This window comes from Streptomyces sp. R818 (assembly GCF_056172735.1).
The window spans coordinates 1-13554 of record NZ_JAOCNE010000015.1 but is presented as its reverse complement, the minus strand read 5'-3'; the positions used below and the strand labels follow the sequence as shown (position 1 = coordinate 13554).

Sequence of the window (13554 nt, the reverse complement as noted above, 5' to 3'; positions counted from 1 at the left end):
TTCGGCAACAGCCTTGCGGGCCGCCGGATCAGCTCCCTGTCGAGAGGGCCCGCACCAGCACCGGCGTCACCTGTTCCACCTGCCAGCGCCGCGCCCCGTGCGCGGTGAGGGACTCCGCCACCGACTCCGGGGTGACCGGCTTCGGCGGCTCCCAGCAGACCCGGCGCACCGTGTCAGGGGTGATCAGGTTCTCCTGCGGCATGTTCAGCGTTTCGGCCAGTGCGGAGACCGCCGTGCGCGCCGCGGAGAGGCGGGCCGCCGCGGCCGGGTCCTTGTCCGCCCAGGCGCGGGGCGGCGGCGGGCCGGCCACCTGCTGCCCGGGCTGGGGCAGTTCGGAGTCCGGCAGCTCCTTGGCCCGGTCCACGGCCGCCTGCCACTGCTCGAGCTGACGGCGGCCCATGCGGTGCCCGAAGCCGGGCAGCGCGGCGAGGGCGTGCACATTGGCGGGCAGCGCCAGCGCCGCCTCGACGATCGCGGTGTCCCCGAGCACCTTGCCCGGCGACACGTCACGGCGCTGCGCGACCCGGTCCCGGGCGGTCCACAGCTCGCGCACGACGGCCATCTGCCGGCGCCGCCGCACCTTGTGCATGCCGGACGTGCGCCGCCAGGGGTCCTTGCGCGGGGGCGCGGGCGGCGCCGCCGCGATCGCCTCGAACTCCTGGTGGGCCCAGTCGAGCTTGCCCTGCCGGTCGAGCTCCTTCTCCAGGGCGTCGCGCAGGTCGACGAGGAGTTCGACGTCGAGCGCGGCGTAGCGCAGCCAGGGCTCGGGGAGCGGCCGCGTCGACCAGTCGACCGCCGAGTGCCCCTTCTCCAGGACGTAGCCGAGGACGTTCTCCACCATCGCGCCGAGGCCGACCCGCGGGAAGCCTGCGAGGCGCCCCGCCAGTTCGGTGTCGAACAGCTCGGTGGGGACCATGCCTATGTCGCGCAGGCACGGCAGGTCCTGGGTCGCGGCGTGCAGCACCCACTCGGCGTCCGCGATCGCCGCGCCGAACCCGGAGAGGTCGGGGCAGGCGACGGGGTCGATCAGCGCGCTGCCCGCTCCCTCGCGGCGCAGCTGCACGAGGTAGGCGCGCTGCCCGTAGCGGTAACCGGAAGCGCGCTCGGCGTCGACGGCGACGGGTCCGGTGCCCGCGGCGAAGGCCGCGACGACCTCGGCGAGCGCGGCCTCGTCGGCGATCACCGGCGGAATGCCCTCGCGTGGTTCGAGCAGGGGGATCGGCGCCGTCTCGACGTCGTCCGGAGGAGCGCCTCCGGTGGTGCGCAGTGAACTGTCTGCTGCGGTCTCTTGGGCGTCGGTCACCTGTCAAGGGTATCTGTGAACGGACGGCGCCCGTCGACGGAACGTTCCGTCGACGGGCGCCGAAGAGATGCGAACCGGAAAGATCCGGCCAGAGGTGATCGAAGGGGGCCGGGCCCCGGGTTCAGTGGATGATGCCGGTGCGCAGGGCGACCGCCACCATCCCGGCCCGGTCACCCGTGCCCAGCTTGCGGGCGATCCGGGCGAGGTGGCTCTTGACGGTCAGCGCGGACAGGCCCATCGAGACGCCGATGGCCTTGTTGGACTGTCCCTCGGCGACGAGGCGGAGCACCTCGACCTCGCGTCCGGACAGTTCGCGGTAGCCGCCCGGGTGGCTCGGGGCACCCGGGGGGCGGCGGTGCATACGGGCGGCGGCGGCACCGATCGGGGCGGCGCCGGGCCGGGAGGGGAGTCCGACGTTGGTGCGGGTGCCGGTGACGACGTAGCCCTTCACGCCGCCCGCGAGGGCGTTGCGCACGGCACCGATGTCGTCGGCGGCGGAGAGGGCGAGGCCGTTGGGCCAGCCCGCGGCTCGGGTTTCGGAGAGGAGCGTCAGGCCGGATCCGTCGGGGAGGTGGACGTCGGCGACGCAGATGTCACGGGGGTTGCCGATGCGGGGACGAGCCTCCGCGACGGACGAGGCCTCGATCACGTCGCGCACACCGAGCGCCCACAGATGGCGGGTGACGGTGGAACGGACGCGGGGGTCGGCCACGACCACCATCGCGGTCGGCTTGTTCGGGCGGTAGGCGACCAGGCTTGAGGGCTGCTCGAGGAGAACGGACACCAGGCCTCCTGGGGGGTGCGGACTGTGCCGGCTCGGGGATGAAGCCGGGACGAACCGTGCTTTCAAGGTCACAGAGGTCTTCGGCACCAAACCCGCCCGCCTTTAGAGAAAGATCACGATTTGGTGAGTAACAATCCAGGCAATTCAGACACAGTATCGATCATCCGAAGATCGAACCGAATCGAAGCGGAACCCAGCGGGACCAGCTCGTCCCCCGAACGAGCGACGGCCGCGCCGGGCACTCGCCGACGCGGCCGAAAACAATCGCTCGTGCGGATCAGGTGGGGCGGGGCCCCCGGCGCTGGGGCAGCGTGACCACGGCACCGTCCGCCGTGCCGTCCAGCGCAGGGTGCGGAGCACCGGCCGCCACCGGCGGCAGCCCCGCGACCTGGCAGAGCAGCTCGCACCACGCGGCGAGATGCGCGGCCGTGTCCGGCACCCCGCCCCGCCCCTCGCGCGGCGTCCAGGACGCCCGGATCTCGATCTGCGAGGCGGCGGGCCGGTCGCCGATCCCGCCGAAGTAGTGCGAACTCGCGCGCGTGACCGTGCCGGACGGCTCCCCGTACGCGAGGCCGCGCGCGGCCAGGGCGCCCGTCAGCCACGACCAGCAGACGTCCGGAAGGAGCGGATCGGCGGCCATCTCGGCCTCCAGCTCCGCCCGCACCAGGGTCACCAGGCGGAACGTGCCGTGCCACGCCTCGTGCCCGGACGGGTCGTGCAGCAGGACGAGGCGCCCGTCGGCCAGCACGTCGTCGTCCGGGTCGACGTCCTCGGCCGGGTCGACGACCGTCGCCTCCAGGGCGTAGGAGAAGGGGGCCAGGCGCTGCGGTGGGCGCGTGGGGTCGATCTCGATCTCCGGGCGGAGGCGCGCGGAGCGCAAGGCGTCGACCGCCGTCCGGAAGGGCAGGGGGGTCGACGGAGCCGAACCGGCCGAACCGGCCGTGCCGTCGTCATGTGCAGCGTTCATGTCCCGAGCGTTCTGCCCCTCCCGCACCGATTCACTCATCCCGTCCGTGTCGTCCTGCGTCGCCGTGTGTCGCCCTGGGGTGCCGTGTGTCCGTCCGGCCGCCCGACGGCGTCCCCGGTCCGCGGCCATGCGGGGAAGGTTAAGGGGAAGAGGGCCCGCGCGCGGGCAAGGACACCCGCCCGCGACGCCGTAACCGTGGCACTTCCCGGTCATGCGAGACTTTCCGGTGTGAGTGCCAACACCGAGGCCACGGGCCAGCAGCCGTCAGCGACGCACGACGCCGTCAAGGATTCCGCCTTCCTCAGGGCGTGCAGGCGCGAGCCCGTGCCGCACACGCCGGTGTGGTTCATGCGGCAGGCGGGGCGCTCACTGCCCGAGTACCTGAAGGTCCGCGAGGGCATCCCGATGCTGGAGTCGTGCATGCGGCCCGAGCTGGTCGCCGAGATCACGATGCAGCCGGTGCGCCGCCACAAGGTGGACGCGGCGATCTACTTCAGCGACATCGTGGTCCCGCTCAAGGCGATCGGCGTCGACCTCGACATCAAGCCGGGCGTCGGCCCGGTCGTCGCGAACCCGATCCGCTCCCGCGCCGACCTCGACCGGCTCCGCGACCTCACCCCGGCCGACGTCTGGTACGTCACCGAGGCCATGGGCCTGCTCACCGCCGAGCTCGGCGCCACGCCGCTCATCGGCTTCGCGGGCGCGCCCTTCACGCTCGCCAGCTACCTCATCGAGGGCGGCCCGTCCCGCAACCACGAGCGGACCAAGGCGCTCATGTACGGGGACCCGCAGCTCTGGGCCGACCTGCTCGACCGGCTCGCCGACATCACCTCCGCCTTCCTCGAGGTGCAGATCGAGGCGGGCGCGAGCGCCGTCCAGCTCTTCGACTCCTGGGTCGGCGCCCTGTCGCCCGCCGACTACCGGCGCTCCGTCATGCCCGCCTCGCAGAAGGTCTTCCGGGCCGTCGAGGCGTACGGCGTGCCCCGCATCCACTTCGGTGTCGGCACCGGTGAACTGCTCAGCCTCATGGGCGAGGCGGGCGCGGACGTCGTCGGCGTCGACTGGCGCGTCCCGCTCGACGAGGCGGTCCGCCGCGTCGGCCCCGGCAAGGCGCTCCAGGGCAACCTCGACCCGGCGGTCCTCTTCTCCACTCCGGAGGCGATCGAGACGAAGGCCCGCGAGGTGCTCGACGCGGCGTCCTCCCTGGAGGGCCACGTCTTCAACCTCGGCCACGGCGTCCTGCCGACGACGGACCCGGACGCGCTGACCCGTCTCGTCGAGTACGTGCACACGCAGACGGCCCGCTAGGGCCTGTCTGACAATTCCCGTCTGCCCCACGACGCCTGGCACGCACTCTCGCCGCACCGGGCACAAGGCCAAGTACGTCCAGTACGAGGCCTTGCACCCGGCACGCCGAGAGCACGCACCAGACGCCGCGGGGCCGCCCTGCGGGCGACGACGGGAATTGTCAGACAGGCCCTAGCCGTCGCCGCGGGCGGCTACCCGGCCGCCCGCACCGCCGCCACCGCCTTCCTGGCCGCCACCAGGACCGGGTCCCACACCGGGGAGAACGGGGGCGCGTAGCCCAGGTCCAGGGCGGTCATCTGGTCCACCGTCATCCCGGCCGTCAGGGCGACGGCCGCCACGTCGACGCGTTTCGCGGCGCCCTCGCGGCCGACGATCTGGACCCCGAGGAGACGGCCGGTGCGGCGCTCGGCCAGCATCTTCACGGTCATCAGCGCCGCGTCGGGGTAGTAGCCGGCGCGGCTCGTCGACTCGATCGTCGCCGTCACGAAGCGCAGCCCGGCGCGGTGGGCGTCCTTCTCGCGCAGGCCCGTGCGGGCGATCTCCAGGTCGCAGACCTTGCTGACCGCCGTGCCGACGACGCCGGGGAACGTGGCGTAGCCGCCGCCGACGTTGGCCCCGATGACCTGGCCGTGCTTGTTCGCGTGCGTGCCGAGCGCGATGTGCCGGTCGCGGCCCGCGACCAGGTCGAGGACCTCCACGCAGTCGCCGCCCGCCCAGATGTCCTCATGGCCCCGCACACGCATGGAGAGGTCCGTGAGCAGGCCGCCGGACGCGCCGAGGGGCAGCCCCGCCGCGCGGGCCAGCGTGGTCTCCGGGCGTACTCCCATGCCCAGGACGACGACGTCCGCGGGGTACTCGGCGTCCTTCGTGACGACCGCCCGCGCCCGCCCGTCGTCCCCGGTGCGGACCTCCGTCACCTCGGCGTCGTCGACCAGCGTGATGCCCATGCCCGTCATCGCCTTGTGCACCAGACGGCCCATGTCCGGGTCCAGGGTCGCCATGGGCTCGGCGCCCCGGTTGACGACGGTCACCTCGTAGCCGCGGTGCAGCAGCGCCTCGGCCATCTCGACGCCGATGTAGCCGGCGCCCACCACGACGGCCTTGCGGCCCTCCGTCGTGCCCAGGGTGTCGAGCAGCGCCTGCCCGTCGCCGAGCGTCTGCACACCGTGCACCCCGGGCGCGTCCATGCCGGGCAGGTCGGGGCGGAGCGGCCGTGCCCCGGTCGCGATGACGAGCTTGTCGTACGCGACCCAGGACTCGGCCCCGTCGTCACGCGCGCGTGCCCGTACGCGCCGCCCGGCGACATCGATCTCCACGACCTCGGTCCGCGTCCGCAGGTCGATGTCGCGCGCCCGGTGCTCCTCGGGCGAGCGCGCGATCAGCTCGTCCCGGCTCTCCACCAGGCCGCCCACCCAGTACGGGATGCCGCACGCCGAGAACGAGGTGAAGTCCCCGCGCTCGAAGGCCACGATCTCCAGCTCGCCGGCGCCGCGGAGGCGGCGCGCCTGCGACGCGGCGGACATGCCCGCCGCGTCGCCACCGATGACCACAAGCCGTTCCCGCGCGGGGGTGTCGATACTCATGCGCTCAACGCTACGTCGGCTGCCCGTCGCCTTCCCGCGTCCCGTGGACCGGAGCGGGCACCTCGCGCCGCGGCCGCCGGGGCCGCACCAGCCGCAGCCACACCCACACGAGCACCGCCGCGACCGCCGCGAACGGCAGCACGGCCGCGAGCGCCATCGCCGCCCACCGCAGCACGGTCACGAAGGCGCTCCAGCCGCCCGCCAGCGCGTCGAGGAACCCGGGCCCGTCCTCGTCGTCGCCCGCCGCCTCCGGGGCCCTCTCGGAGAGCGTCAGGGTGATCGTCGCGAGCGTCGTGCGGTCCTTGAGGGACGCCTGCTGCGCGAGCAGCGCCTCCAGCTCCGACTGGCGGCTGCTCAGCTCGCCCTCCAGCGTCACCACGTCGCTCAACTTCGTCGCACGGTCCATGAGTTCGCGTACGCGCGCCACGCTCGCCCGCTGGGTCGCGATGCGGCTGTCCACGTCGACGACCTGGTCGGTGACGTCCTTCGCGCTCTCCTGGCGCTTCAACAGGCGCCCCGAACCGGAAAGTTGTCCGAGGACCTCCTCGTACGCGTCCTGCGGCACCCGCAGCGTGAGGCGCGAGCGCTCCTGGCCGTGGCGGTCGCGGTCGGTCGTCTCGTTGCCGACCATGCCGCCCGCGTCCTCGGCGGCCGTGCGCGCCTTGCCGACGGCGTCCGGCACGTCCTTGACGCGTACGGAGAGGCTCGCCGTGCGGATGACGTGGACGCCGGTGAGCTTCGGCGGCTTCCTGGCGCTCGACGAGGAGCCCGGCGCGGCGCCCGACTTGGCGCTGCCGGAGCCGCTGTCCGCGTCCCCGCCCGCGTCCTGCCGGGCCCCGGCACCGTAAGCGCTCTTCGAGTCACCGTCGTCCCCGCCCGAGCTGCAGCCCGCGAGCGCGAGCACCGCGGTGAGCAGCAGCGCGGCGAGCGCCCGCGTACGGGAGGGATGGGAGAGGTGCATGGTGGTAACCCCCGGGGGACGTCCTGGTCTTCTGACGCCCCTACGACGCCGGAGTGGTCCTTTCGGTGGTTGCCGGGCGGTTCCGAACGGGTCACGGTCGGGACTCGGCGGGACGCGCGCCGGGCTCTGAGAGAGTGGGGGCATGCGCGAAACGGACACAGGTACGGGAACAGCAGGGGGCAGGAAAGTCCTCGTCATCGGCGGCGGCATCGCGGGTCTGGCGGCCGCTCACCGATTGCTCGACACCGAGGGGGAGGACGGCGCACGGGTCGAGGTGACCGTCCTTGAGGCGTCCGAGCGGCTCGGCGGCAAGCTCCTCGCGGGCGAGATCGCGGGCGCGCGCGTGGACCTCGGCGCCGAGTCGATGCTGGCGCGCCGCCCGGAGGCGGTGGGCCTGGCCCGCGCGGTCGGACTGGCGGACCGGATGCAGCCGCCGTCCACCGCGACGGCGTCGATCTGGACCCGCGACGCCCTGCGCCCCATGCCGAAGGGCCACGTCATGGGCGTCCCCGGCACCGCCGACGCGCTCGCCGGGGTCCTCTCCGAGGAGGGCCTGCGCCGCATCGGCGAGGAGGCCGGACTGCCGCCGACCGAGATCGGCGACGACATCGCCGTGGGCGAGTACGTCGCGGCCCGCCTCGGCCGTGAGGTCGTCGACCGGCTCGTGGAGCCGCTCCTCGGCGGTGTCTACGCGGGCGACGCCTACCGCATCTCGATGCGCAGCGCCGTGCCCCAGCTCTTCGAGGAGGCCCGCCGCCATCCGTCCCTGACGGCGGCCGTCCGGGCGATCCAGGAGCGGGCCGCGCGGAACCAGCAGACGGGACCTGTGTTCGCGGGCATCGAGGGCGGCATCGGCACCCTGCCGGGCGCGGTCGCCGACGCGGTGCGCGCCAAGGGCGGCACGATCCTGACGGGGGAGCGGGCCAGCACCCTGCGGGCCAACGGGACGCCGTCCCCGGCCGAGCCGCTGTGGCGCGTGGTCACCGAGCACGGCCGCACGTTCACCGCCGACCAGGTCGTGATCGCGCTCCCCGCCCCGGCCGCCGCCAGCCTCCTGCGCACCGCGTCGCCGCTCGCCTCCCAGGAGCTGCGCGGCATCGACTACGCCTCCATGGCGCTGATCACCATGGCGTTCCGCAGGAGCGAGGCAAGCCTCCCCGAGGGCAGCGGCTTCCTCGTCCCGCCGGTCGACGGACACACCATCAAGGCGGCCACGTTCGCCTCGCACAAGTGGGGCTGGATCGGCGAGCAGAACCCGGACCTCTTCGTCGTCCGCACCTCGGTGGGCCGCTACGGCGACGAGAAGGACCTGACCCGCGACGACGCCGACCTCGTCGACGTGGCCCGCCGCGACCTGCGCGCCGCCACCGGCCTCGCGGCCGCCCCGGTCGCCGCCCATGTCACCCGCTGGCAGGACGGCCTTCCGCAGTACCCGGTGGGCCACACCGCGCGCGTGGCCCGCATCCGCGAGCACGTCGCGCAGCTGCCCGGCCTGGCCGTGTGCGGAGCCGCGTACGACGGGGTCGGCATCCCCGCGTGCATCGCGAGCGCGTACGCCGCCGCCGACGAGCTGGGCGGCGACTCACGCGCGCGTACCGCGCTGAAGGCCAACCCGGTGCAGAGCCTGCACGGCGGAGCGGGAGAATGAGGACATGAGCGACGACACCCCCAACACCGACCCGGCGCGGATCCCCAACAAGGGCAAGCTGGCCAAGGACCTCAACGAGGTCATCCGCTACACCCTGTGGTCGGTCTTCAAGCTGAAGGACGTCCTCCCCGACGACCGGACGGGCTACGCGGACGAGGTCCAGGAGCTGTTCGACCAGCTCGCCGCGAAGGACGTGACGATCCGGGGCACCTACGACGTCTCCGGGCTCCGCGCCGACGCCGACCTCATGATCTGGTGGCACGCCGAGACCGCGGACGAGCTCCAGGAGGCGTACAACCTGTTCCGCCGCACCAAGCTGGGCCGCGCCCTGGAGCCGGTGTGGTCGAACATGGCGCTGCACCGCCCCGCCGAGTTCAACCGCTCGCACATCCCGGCGTTCCTCGCCGACGAGACGCCGCGCGACTATGTCTCGGTCTACCCGTTCGTGCGCTCCTACGAGTGGTACCTGCTGCCCGACGACGAGCGCCGCAAGATGCTCGCCGACCACGGCAAGATGGCCCGCGGCTACCCGGACGTGCGCGCCAACACGGTCGCCTCGTTCTCGCTCGGCGACTACGAGTGGATCCTCGCCTTCGAGGCCGACGAGCTGTACCGCATCGTCGACCTCATGCGTCACCTGCGCGCCTCCGAGGCGCGCCGCCACGTGCGCGAGGAGGTCCCGTTCTACACGGGCCGCCGCAAGAGCGTGGCCGAGCTGGTGGCGGGCCTGGCCTAGCTCCTACGGTTTGACCGGTGCCGGTTCGGCATGGGGCGCGCACGTCGCCGCGCGCCGGGCCGGCACCGTGCCGTGCAGCAGGTAGGCGTCCAGGTGCCCGTTGACGCAGGCGTTGGGGCCGCCCGCCACGCCGTGGGTGCCCGCGCCCCGCTCTGTCACCAGGACCGAGCCGCCGATCCGGTCGCGCAGCTCGCGCGCGCCCGCGATCGGCGTCGCCGCGTCCCGCTCGGCGGCCAGGATCAGTGTGGGCGGCAGGACGCCGGGCCCGGTCCGCACGTCGACCGGGGTCTGGCGCGGCGCGGGCCAGTACGCGCACGGCAGGTTCATCCACGTGTTGTCCCACGTCTCGAACGGGGCGGTGCGCGCCACGCGCGTGGTGTCGCGGTCCCAGACGCGGAAGTCCGTCGGCCAGGGCGCGTCGTTGCACTCGACGGCCGTGTAGACGGCGGAGCTGTTCTCGCTCTCCACGGCGGCCTTCGGGCCCGGCGGCGCGGCCTGCGCGATCAGCGGCTCCGGGTCGCCCTTCAGATAGGCGGAGAGCGCGGCGGCCCGCCTCGGCCAGTAGTCGTCGTAGTACCCGGCCTGGAGGAACGCGGACTGCAGTTCGCCGGGGCCGACCTTGCCGCCGGCCGGCTTGCGCGCGAGTGCCGCGCGTACGCGCGCGTACGCGTGCGCCACCTTCTCAGCGGTCTTACCGAGGTGGTACGTGGCGTCGTGCTTGGCGACCCAGGCCCGGAAGTCGGCCCAGCGGCGCTCGAACGCGGCCGACTGCGCCAGGTTGCTCCGGTACCAGATCTTCCGCGGGTCCGGGTCGACCGCCGAGTCGAACACCATGCGCCGCACGTGCGCGGGAACAGGTGCGCGTAGACGGCCCCGATGTACGTCCCGTACGAGCCGCCCATGTAGGTCAGCCTCTTCTCGCCGAGCGCGGCCCGCAGCACGTCCAGGTCGCGGGCGTTGTTCAGCGTCGTGTAGTGCCGCAGCCCCGGGTTCCGCTCCGCGCAGCCGCGCGCGTACGCCTTGGCCCGTGCGATCCGCTTCCGCTTGTACGCCTCGGAAGGGTGCGTCGGCGCCTGCGTGGGGCCCTTGCCGAACTTCTTCGGGTCCTTGCAGGACAGCGGCGCGGAGCGGCCGACGCCGCGCGGCGCGTAGCCCACGAGGTCGTAGGCGGCGCCGATCCGCTTCCACTCGGGAACCATGCGCACGAGCGGGAAGTACATGCCGTTGCCGCCGGGCCCGCCGGGGTTGAAGACGAGCGTGCCCTGCCGCGCGACCCGCGCCTTGCCGAGCTTCCTGGTGGCCTTGGCGCGGCTGACGGTCAGCTTGATCTGCTTGCCGTCGGGGAGCGCGTAGTCCAGCGGTACGGAGACGGTGCCGCAGGTCACGGGCGAGGGCAGGTCCTCGACAGCCGGGCACGTGCCGAACGTGACGCCTTGCGCGGCGGCGCGCTGCGCGGCGACCGCGGTGCCCTGCGCCTCCGGCGAGCCGGGCCACGCCGTGTCGGCGCTCGCGCCGCCCGCCGGGACCGCGACGAGGAGGGACAGGACGAGCGATCCCGCGGCGGCGTGGACGGCGGACACGGTTCGCACTCCTTGACGCATGGACGCATCCCTTTCGTGGTGCTCCGGACCGGCCCGTCGCGGATCACGGTCAAAGGGATACTTTGTCGGCTCGGCGACCGTCGATCAACGACCGTCGGTCAACGGACCCGGTGCGTGGCGGGCGGCAGCGCCGGTGTCGGCGTCAGCGGTGTCGCCGCGGGCGGGGACGGGAGCGGGCCCGGCGGGGCGGGGGAGCGGGTCGCGGGCGGCGGGCTCGCCGTGGCCGCGTCCCGCGCGAGCCCGTCGAAGTCGACGAGCCCGGTCGCCTCCAGGACCTTGATGTGGTCCAGGACGGTGGTGTTGGCGTCGTCCGCGAGCTCCCGCACGAGCGCGTTGCGGGTCGCCGCGCGCACCTGTGCCACCAGGGCGAAGACCTGGCCGTGCGCGCGGCGCAGGATGTTGGCGAACGTGCGCTGGTAGTCGTCGCCCCGCGCGGCGGTCAACGTCCGCAGCCAGCCCCGCTGTTGTTCGTTCGGCTGGTTCGGCAGCTCCAGGCCGAGCCGCGCCGCGACCTCGCGCACGCGCGCGTCCAGGAACGTGTGCCCCTCGACGAGATGCCGGCCCGCCGTCACGACGGCCCGGCTCGGCGCCCGCTCCTCGGCCTGCTGCCCCGCGGGGAGCTCCCAGAGTCCGGCGAGGCGGACCTTGGTGACGAAGATCCGGTCGGTGCCCGAGAGCGGCCCGTACGGGGTCGCCACCGTCTCGGAGTCCAGCGTGTCGAGGCCGGTGCCGGAGCGGTCGGCGTAGGACCAGACGGGGAAGACGAGCGCGGCGAGGGTCGCCACGAGCGCGGTGACGATGAGCGCGGTGCCGTTGACGCGTGACGATCGCATGGTGCCTCCTGGTGCGGCACCGCACGCTAGTGCGCCGTGGGCACGCGGCGCCGCGGATCGGCGCCGACTACGCCGGCTGAGGTACGGGAACCCGTCGGACGCCCTGCGTCAGCTCCGCCGCAGCGCGAACCGGGCGGCCCGCAGCGCCCGCGCCATCGGGCGCCCCTTCAGCGACGCGGGGCCCGACCGCTCCAGCCACCAGTCGGTCAGCTGCTTGCGCCGGAACGGTTCCTCGACGCGCTGTTCGAGCAGCATGTCCTCGGCGAAGTCGAGCGCGTCGCGCCGGTAGCCGTCCGTCATGGGCCGCTTCTGCGCGTACGCCAGGAACGCCGTGCGGTACGCCTGCGCGCCCAGGATGTTCGGCAGTTCGGGCGCCACCTTGGCGACGACGTCGGCCCGCTTGGCGAGCAGCGCCTGGGCCTGCACGGAGAGCCGCGCGCGGTCGAAGCCCTCCGGCACGGGGGTGCCCGCGACGAGCGCGGAGAGCAGGGCGGCCTGGGCGAGCGCGACCCGCTCGCGTACGCCCTCGGCGACAGGCGTCGCCGCGGCCGGCGCCGGCCGCACCGGAGCACGGTCGGCGGGCGGCGCGGGTGTCGCGGCGGCCACGGTCGCCCTGATCTTCGTCACCTCCCGCTCCAGGGCCGTCTCGTCATAGGGGAAGTTCTCGTCCCGTTCGAGGAGGACACCCGGCGGCGCGACCCGGGAGGCCAGGTCGGCGAGGATGCCGAAGACGGCGGGCGGCACCGGGTGGGCGTGGCTGTCGTGCCAGACGCCGTCCCGCTTGAAGCCGCCCGCGACATGGACGTACGCGATGGCCTCGACCGGCATCTCGTCGAGCGCCCGGCCCGGGTCCTCACCGCGGTTGACGTAGTTGGTGTACAGGTTCGCCACGTCGACCAGGAGCCGTACGCCGGTCCGCTCGACCAGCTCGTACAGGAACTGCCCCTCGGTCATCCGCTCGTCCGGCCAGCCGAACAGCGCCGCGATGTTCTCCACGGCCAGCGGTACGGGCAGCGCGTCCTGGGCGATGCGGATGTTCTCGCAGAGCACGTCGAGCGCGTCCTCGGTGCGGGGTACGGGCAGCAGGTGCCCGGCCTCCAGGAGCGGCGACGCCGTGCGCTCGCCGCCCGCCCGGACGAACGCGATGTGCTCGGTGACCAGCGGGGAGCCGAGCGCCTCCGCGCGCGCGGCGAGGGCCGCGAGCCGGTGCTCGTCCGGGCGTTCGGCGCCGCCGAGGCCGAGCGAGACGCCGTGCGGTACGACGGTGACCCCGCGCGCGCGGAGCCGCCGCAGGGAGTCGGGCAGATGCCCGGAGCAGACGTTCTCGGCGACGGCCTCCACCCAGTCGATGCCGGGCATGGCCTCGACGATGTCGGCGATCTCCGGCCGCCAGCCGATCCCCGTCCCCAGCCGTGTCGGTCGCTGCATGGCCGTCCCCCTCCTGTGCCGTGCGCACGCGCTGCTGCGTGCTGTTGTCCTCGCCAGGAGCGGCGGCGGTGAACCCTGGAGAAGGTTCGTTCAGAGCTACATTTGAGGTTCGGCGTGACATCGCCGGGCGCACGTGTCCGCAAGGGTGCGCGGAGGAGGGAGCGGCCGCCGCCGGCGGCTGTGCCGGCATCGGCGGCGGCCTGTGAACACGCGAGGACGCGTCTCCCCCGGCGCGGTTCGCGTGCTCGTCGCCCTCGTCGGCCCAGGGGCGTGCGGGAGTTCGCTCCGGATACCGGGAGGGCGTGAGGCCGGGGCGTGCGTCGGCGAGAACGTCCCGGCCGCCTGTGGCGCTGTGCGCGGTGCGGTCCCGGGGTCTCGGGGGAGTTCGGCGACCCCGGCGCG

The 13554-nt window shown here is 73.8% G+C and carries 10 protein-coding genes and 1 pseudogene; 3 read left to right on the top strand and 8 right to left on the bottom strand.

The window, feature by feature from the left end:
- Positions 1-28: 28 nt before the first annotated feature.
- The 3 genes from N5I75_RS38180 to N5I75_RS38170 all read right to left on the bottom strand — a co-directional run bounded on the left by N5I75_RS38180 (position 29) and on the right by N5I75_RS38170 (position 3054).
- The gene (locus N5I75_RS38180; protein ID WP_476684980.1) at positions 29-1303 is read right to left on the bottom strand and encodes an HRDC domain-containing protein; all 1275 of its coding nucleotides are present in this window, start codon (positions 1301-1303) and stop codon (positions 29-31) included.
- A 121-nt stretch (positions 1304-1424) separates the two neighbouring features.
- Positions 1425-2087: a response regulator transcription factor gene (locus N5I75_RS38175; RefSeq protein ID WP_361071171.1), complete on the bottom strand. Its 663-nt coding sequence runs from the start codon at positions 2085-2087 to the stop codon at positions 1425-1427.
- Between the two features lie 277 nt (positions 2088-2364).
- Positions 2365-3054 (bottom strand): DUF3000 domain-containing protein, encoded by a 690-nt coding sequence (locus N5I75_RS38170; protein ID WP_476684978.1) that lies wholly within the window; start codon positions 3052-3054, stop codon positions 2365-2367.
- Between the two features lie 228 nt (positions 3055-3282).
- Between N5I75_RS38170 and hemE the strand changes: the two genes are divergently transcribed.
- The gene (gene hemE / locus N5I75_RS38165; RefSeq protein WP_476684976.1) at positions 3283-4362 is read left to right on the top strand and encodes a uroporphyrinogen decarboxylase; all 1080 of its coding nucleotides are present in this window, start codon (positions 3283-3285) and stop codon (positions 4360-4362) included.
- Between the two features lie 191 nt (positions 4363-4553).
- On the opposite strand, the gene N5I75_RS38160 is transcribed toward hemE, so the two are convergent.
- Both N5I75_RS38160 and N5I75_RS38155 read right to left on the bottom strand, forming a co-directional pair.
- Positions 4554-5945 carry an FAD-dependent oxidoreductase gene (locus N5I75_RS38160; protein WP_476684974.1) on the bottom strand — a complete coding sequence of 464 codons (1392 nt, stop codon included), beginning with the start codon at positions 5943-5945 and terminating at the stop codon, positions 4554-4556.
- Between the two features lie 10 nt (positions 5946-5955).
- Entirely contained in the window at positions 5956-6906 is a 951-nt protein-coding gene (locus N5I75_RS38155; RefSeq protein ID WP_476684972.1) for a DUF4349 domain-containing protein, read from the bottom strand.
- A gap of 142 nt (positions 6907-7048) precedes the next feature.
- On the opposite strand from N5I75_RS38155, the gene hemG reads away from it, so the two are divergent.
- Together hemG and hemQ are read left to right on the top strand one after the other, a co-directional pair.
- The gene (hemG, locus tag N5I75_RS38150) at positions 7049-8554 is read left to right on the top strand and encodes a protoporphyrinogen oxidase (protein ID WP_476684970.1); all 1506 of its coding nucleotides are present in this window, start codon (positions 7049-7051) and stop codon (positions 8552-8554) included.
- Positions 8555-8558: 4 nt separating this feature from the next.
- Positions 8559-9290: a hydrogen peroxide-dependent heme synthase gene (gene hemQ / locus N5I75_RS38145; protein ID WP_476684968.1), complete on the top strand. Its 732-nt coding sequence runs from the start codon at positions 8559-8561 to the stop codon at positions 9288-9290.
- Between the two features lie 3 nt (positions 9291-9293).
- On the opposite strand, the pseudogene N5I75_RS38140 reads toward hemQ, so the two are convergent.
- The 3 genes and pseudogenes from N5I75_RS38140 to N5I75_RS38130 all read right to left on the bottom strand — a co-directional run bounded on the left by N5I75_RS38140 (position 9294) and on the right by N5I75_RS38130 (position 13152).
- Positions 9294-10891, bottom strand: a pseudogene (locus N5I75_RS38140) (alpha/beta hydrolase).
- Positions 10892-10989: 98 nt separating this feature from the next.
- Positions 10990-11724 carry a DUF4142 domain-containing protein gene (locus tag N5I75_RS38135; RefSeq protein WP_476684966.1) on the bottom strand — a complete coding sequence of 245 codons (735 nt, stop codon included), beginning with the start codon at positions 11722-11724 and terminating at the stop codon, positions 10990-10992.
- Positions 11725-11832: 108 nt separating this feature from the next.
- Positions 11833-13152: an MbnB/TglH/ChrH family RiPP precursor modification enzyme gene (locus N5I75_RS38130; protein WP_476684964.1), complete on the bottom strand. Its 1320-nt coding sequence runs from the start codon at positions 13150-13152 to the stop codon at positions 11833-11835.
- Between the last annotated feature and the right edge of the window lie 402 nt (positions 13153-13554).